Consider the following 213-nt stretch of genomic DNA (forward strand, 5'->3'; position numbering starts at 1 on the left):
GAGTCTGGACCGTGTCTCAGTTCCAGTGTGGCTGATCATCCTCTCAGACCAGCTACGGATCGTCGCCTTGGTGGGCCCTTACCCCGCCAACTAGCTAATCCGACATCGGCTCATTCAATCGCGCAAGGTCCGAAGATCCCCTGCTTTCACCCGTAGGTCGTATGCGGTATTAGCGTAAGTTTCCCTACGTTATCCCCCACGACAGAGTAGATT

At 54.9% G+C, this 213-nt stretch carries 1 rRNA gene; it reads right to left on the minus strand.

Annotation, left to right across the window (positions count from 1 at the left end):
- Positions 1–213 (minus strand): 16S ribosomal RNA (locus ACX9OT_RS21895); the annotation flags it as partial.

The organism is Stenotrophomonas genospecies 3, from assembly GCF_054473855.1.